Consider the following 5,850-nt stretch of genomic DNA (forward strand, 5'->3'; position numbering starts at 1 on the left):
CCCCCTCCGGGCCCCGGCCCTTCGCAGAGCTCAGGGCGCTCAAGCGGGCGAAGCAGTGCTTCGCTTTTCCCGCTTTCGCCCCGCCAGGGGAGAGGGAGCCGGCCGTGCTAATGGAGACGACTATTTTCTCCTGGCCCCTCTCTGAAAAAATATAGACAGCTCCATGTTGTCAGGAATACGGAAGAACAACCTGCGAGCACTGACAAGCTCCCTCTCCCCTCGCGGGAGAGGGTTGGGGAGAGGGGGACAACGAACCAATCTCACTCCCCACCAAACCGTTTTTGATTTTCAAACAAAGGAACCTGTATGTCTGAAATCACTTGTTTCAAGGCCTACGACATTCGTGGGCAGTTGGGTACGCAGTTGGATGAGGGGATCGCCTACCGCATTGCCCGTGGCTTTGCCCAGTGGCTCAAGCCGAAGCGGGTGGTGTTGGGTGGTGACGTGCGGGAGACCTCGGCGACCCTGAAGGCAGCGCTGGCCAACGGGCTGCGTGACGAGGGCGTGGATGTGCTCGATCTGGGTATGGTCGGCACCGAGGAGGTGTATTTCGCTACCTTCCACCTGGGTGTGGATGGCGGCATCGAGGTGACGGCGTCGCATAACCCGATCGATTACAACGGCTTCAAGCTGGTACGCGAAGGTGCGCGGCCGATTTCGGCTGATACCGGGCTGGCGGATATCCGCGCTCTGGCCGAGGCCAATGAGTATGAGCTGGTCGACGGCTGCGACCCGACCGTGGCCGAGGAGGATCGGGGCAGCTATGAGCTGATCGATGTCCGCGCTGACTATATCGAACATCTGATTGGCTATATCGATCCGGTGTCCTTCACGCCCATGCGGCTGGTGGTCAACGCGGGTAACGGTGCTGCGGGTCCGGTGGTGGATGCGCTGGAGAAGGCTTTCGCCGAACAGCATATTCCGGTGGAGCTGGTGAAGATCTGCCATGAGCCTGATGGCAGTTTCCCCAATGGCATTCCCAACCCGTTGCTGACCGAGAACCGCGGCGTGACCCGGGATGCGGTGCTCAAGTACGAAGCGGACATGGGGATTGCCTGGGATGGTGATTTCGACCGGTGCTTCCTGTTCGATGAGCAGGGCCGCTTTATCGAGGGTTATTACATCGTTGGGCTGCTGGCTGAAGCCTTCCTGCAGAAGGAGCGGGGCGCGCGCATCATTCATGATCCGCGTCTGGTATGGAATACCGTGGAGCAGGTCGAGCAGAGCGGTGGGGTGGCGATTCAGACCAAGGCCGGGCATGCCTTCATCAAGGAGCGCATGCGCGCCGAGGATGCGGCGTACGGCGGTGAGATGAGCGCGCATCACTACTTCCGCGACTTCGCCTATTGCGACAGTGGCATGATTCCCTGGTTGCTGGTGGCCGAGCTGGTATGCCGCAAGGGCAAGCCCTTGTCCGAGCTGGTCGGTGAGCGTATCGCTGCCTATCCCTCGTCCGGCGAGATCAATCTGACAGTCAGCGATGCCCCGACGGTGATCAAGACCATCGAAGATCAATATGCGCCTGATGCGCTGGATGTGGATTACACTGACGGTCTGAGTGTCTCTTTTGCCGATTGGCGCTTCAACTTGCGCGCATCGAATACCGAGCCGGTCATCCGCCTGAACGTGGAAAGCCGCGGTGATGCAGCGCTGATGCAGCAGCAGACCGATAAGCTGCTGGAAGCGATACGGGCGATCTGACCAATGACCGGGTTGAGGTTGAGTCCGCAAGCGTAGCGCAGGCGCGCTACACTCCGAAAGCGGGCGCCGCGCCTTTGGGTTGTCGAGCGCCTGCTCGACGACGGTGTTGAGGTCGAAGTCCGCAGGCGTAGCGCGGGCGCGCTACACCCCGAGCCGCGCCTTGGGTTGTCGAGCGCCTGCTCGACGACGGGGTTGAGGTCGGGGCCGCAGGCGTAGCGCAGGCGCGCTACACCCTACGCTCTCGGGTTGTCGAGCGCCTGCTCGACGACGGGGTTGAGGCTGGAGTCCGCAGGCGTAGCGCGGGCTGCTACACCCTACGCTCTCGGGTTGTCGAGCGCCTGCTCGACGACGGGGTTGAGGTTGGGGCCGTAGGCGTAGCGCAGGCGCGCTACACCCCGAGCCGCGCCTTGGGTTGTCGAGAGCCTCGGGCCGCGATCGGACCGGGCCGCGATCGGCTCGACGACGGGTTTGAGGTTGGGGGCGCAGGCTTAGCAGCAGGCGCGCTACACCCCAAGAGATTAAGGAATTGGGTATGAGCAAGACCATCTTGGTGACGGGAGGAGCAGGCTACATCGGCTCGCATACCTGCATCCGATTGCTGGCGTCGGGTTACCGGGTCGTTGTGCTGGATAACTTCAGCAACAGTTCCCGGGAAGCGGTGCGGCGGGTGGAGGACATCAGCCGCCAGACGTTGCCGCTGATCGAGGGCGACATCAATGATGCCGCTTTGCTTGATCAGGTGTTTCAGCAGTATGCCATCGATGCGGTGATCCATTTCGCTGGTCTGAAGGCGGTGGGTGAGTCAGTGACCCAGCCGCTGCGCTATTACCACAACAATGTCAGCGGTACTGTGGTCTTGTGTGAGGCCATGCAGCGCGCCGGAGTGAAGAACCTGGTGTTCAGCTCCTCGGCAACCGTGTATGGCGATCCGGCCTCGGTGCCGATTCGTGAGGACTTTCCCACCAGCGCGACCAACCCCTATGGCCGCTCCAAGTTGATGATCGAGGAGCTGCTGGGCGACCTGTACGTTTCCGATAGCGACTGGAATGTGGCGCTGCTGCGTTACTTCAATCCTGTGGGTGCGCATGTCAGTGGCCGTATCGGAGAAGACCCGGCGGACATCCCCAATAACCTGATGCCCTATATCGCCCAGGTGGCGGTGGGGCGGCGCGAACATCTGAGTGTGTTCGGCAGCGACTATCCGACCCATGACGGCACCGGTGTGCGTGACTACATCCATGTGATGGATCTGGCCGAAGGGCACGTCAAGGCACTGCAATGGCTGGAGCGCGGGTTGGGTCTCAAGGCATTCAATCTGGGGACGGGCAAGGGCTATTCAGTGCTGGATATGCTGCATGCCTTCGAACGGGCCTGTGGTCAGAAGTTGCCCTATGTCCTGGCCGACCGCCGCCCCGGCGATGTGGCCTGCTGTTATGCCGACCCGGCGATGGCTGCCGAGGAACTTGGCTGGCGCGCGGAGTTGGGCTTGGAGGCCATGTGTGCTGATGCGTGGCGCTGGCAATCGAATAACCCGAACGGGTATCGGTAGTATCTGAGGCGCACTTGATTTCGTCATCCTGCGCGAAACTCCGTCATCCTTCGCGAAGGCGAAGGATCCACCGGCCACTCCGAGTCAACCGGAACCACGGATCCTCGGCCTGCGCCGAGGATGACGGAGAGGGATGTAGAGAATGACGGTGCGGGATATGAGGCTAACGGAGAGGGAAGCCGAGGGCAGTGGTTGAGGATGCTGAGGGTTGCGGCGGGGAAGCCGAAGATAACGAAGTTAAAAAAATACCTGGAACATTTTGTAACATACCACTGTCGCACTAGAGCAGCGGATGTTCCCAATTATCACATCAGAGGTTTGAGTCGGTGTTGAAAGAACAACTGATTGAATTGAGCCATGGCCAGAAACGATCTATCCAGATCGTTGCCGATGTCATCCTATTGTCGCTGGCCCTGTGGCTGGCGTTGTATCTCCGGTTGGGCGATGAAGGCTGGATATGGCCGCAGGATGGGCAGGGCTTTCTGTTTCTGCTCGGGCCCTTGCTGGCCATTCCGTTGTATGTGCGTATGGGCATGTATCGCGCAGTCATGCGGCATTTCGGTAACGTGGCCCTGTACTGCATCGCCAAGGCCGTCACCCTCGGCTTTCTGGCGTTCGCGCTGATTCTGCTGGTGGCCAAGGACCTGGGCTGGGAAGTGCTGTTTCCGCGCTCGGTGTATTTTTCCTATTGGGCGCTGAGCCTGATCCTGATTGGCGGGCTGCGCTTGCTGGCCCGTGAATACTTCATGGGGGACTGGCTGACCGCGGGCCTGCCGACGCTGCAGCATAACAAGGATGGCGAGCACAGCGGCCAACCGGTGGCCATCTATGGCGCTGGCGCCGCTGGCCTGCAGTTGCTGGCTTCGTTGAAGGTTGGCCGTCTGTACAAGGCGCTGGCGTTCGTCGACGATGACCCGCGTCTGGTGGGGCGTACCATTGCCGGGCTACGGGTGTATTCCGGTGCCGAGGTCGGCAGCATGATCGCTGACACCCGCGTGGCAGAAATTTTCCTCGCCTTGCCTTCGGCCCCGCGCTCGCGCCGCCAGGAGATCCTGACCAATCTGCAGGGCCATGGTGTGCATGTGCGTACCATTCCCGGCATCATGGATCTGGCCTGCGGCAAGGTGAAGGTGGACGACCTGCAGGAAGTGGATATTGCCGACCTGCTGGGCCGCGACCCGGTACCGCCGGACCCTTCGCTGTTCCAGCGCTGCATCAAGGGGCAGGCGGTGATGGTAACCGGTGCTGGCGGTTCGATCGGCAGCGAGCTGTGCCGCCAGATCGTCCAGTCGGAGCCGACCACCCTGGTGCTGTTCGAGCACAGTGAGTTCGCGCTGTATGAGATTCACAGTGAGCTGGAAGGCTGGATTCGCGCCCGCAAGCTGGATATTCAGTTGGTACCGATCATGGGGTCTATCCGCAATTTCGGGCGGCTGCAGGATGTGATCGGCGCCTGGCAGATCAACACCATCTACCATGCCGCGGCCTACAAGCATGTGCCCATGGTGGAGCACAATATTGCCGAAGGCATCATGAACAACGTGTTCGGCACCCTGAATGCAGCGCAGGCGGCGATCAAGTGCCGGGTAGAGAACTTTGTGTTGATCTCCACCGACAAGGCGGTGCGTCCGACCAATGTGATGGGCTCGACCAAACGTCTGGCCGAGCTGGTGCTGCAGGCGCTGAGCCGCGAGCAGGCGCCGCGGTTGTGGGGTGAGACACCCTCGGTCAATCAGGTCAACCGTACGCGCTTCACCATGGTGCGGTTCGGCAATGTGCTGGGGTCTTCCGGCTCGGTGATTCCGCGCTTCCGCGAGCAGATCCGCCGGGGCGGTCCGATCACCGTGACCCATCCGGACATTACCCGTTATTTCATGACCATCCCCGAGGCGGCGCAACTGGTGATCCAGGCCGGGGCCATGGGGCAGGGCGGTGATGTGTTCGTGCTGGATATGGGGGAGCCGGTCACCATCCTGGGGCTGGCGCGCAAGATGATCATGCTCTCGGGCCTGACGGTGCGTGACGATGTCAATCCCAACGGCGATATCGCCATCACCTTCAGCGGCCTGCGTCCGGGCGAGAAACTGTATGAGGAGCTGCTGATCGGCGATAACCCCGAAGCCACCACCCACAGCAAGATCCATCGGGCCAACGAAGTGTACATGACCTGGAGCGCCTTGCTGCCGGTCCTGGATAGCCTGCGCCAGGCTGTACGTGATGACGACTACAACCTGGTACGTGAAACCCTGCTGGCGACGGTACAGGGATACGCACCCACCAACGGCATCGTTGATCTGCTGTACGAACAGCATGCCAGGCAGGAAGACGTGGTAGGCGATAGTAAAGTCCTTGGGGTGTAGCGCCCGCTTTCGGGGTGTAGCGCCCCTGCGCTACGCCTGCGGATTCCAACCTCAACCCCGTCGTCGAGCAGGCGCTCGACAACCCAAAGACACAGCTCGGGGTGTAGCGCCCCCGCGCTACGCCTGCGGACTCCAACCTCCAAACCCCGTCGTCGAGCCGACCGCGGCCCGGTCCGATCGCGGCCCGAGGCTCTCGACAACCCGAGGACGCAGCTCGGGGTGTAGCGCCCCCGCGCTACG

Annotated in this window: 3 protein-coding genes; all 3 read left to right on the forward strand. The window is 61.5% G+C overall.

Annotated features, from left to right (window positions below):
• Positions 1-306 precede the first annotated feature (306 nt).
• Positions 307-1,701 carry a phosphomannomutase CpsG gene (locus CQ007_RS08920; protein WP_105645306.1) on the forward strand — a complete coding sequence of 465 codons (1,395 nt, stop codon included), beginning with the start codon at positions 307-309 and terminating at the stop codon, positions 1,699-1,701.
• A gap of 532 nt (positions 1,702-2,233) precedes the next feature.
• Positions 2,234-3,250: a UDP-glucose 4-epimerase GalE gene (gene galE / locus CQ007_RS08925; RefSeq protein ID WP_105645308.1), complete on the forward strand. Its 1,017-nt coding sequence runs from the start codon at positions 2,234-2,236 to the stop codon at positions 3,248-3,250.
• 326 nt (positions 3,251-3,576) lie between these two features.
• A complete protein-coding gene (locus tag CQ007_RS08930) occupies positions 3,577-5,610 on the forward strand; it encodes a nucleoside-diphosphate sugar epimerase/dehydratase (RefSeq protein ID WP_256582250.1) in 2,034 nt (677 codons plus the stop codon).
• Positions 5,611-5,850 lie beyond the last annotated feature (240 nt).

This window comes from Pseudomonas sp. MYb185, assembly GCF_002979975.1.
Taxonomy (GTDB): Bacteria; Pseudomonadota; Gammaproteobacteria; order Pseudomonadales; family Pseudomonadaceae; genus Halopseudomonas.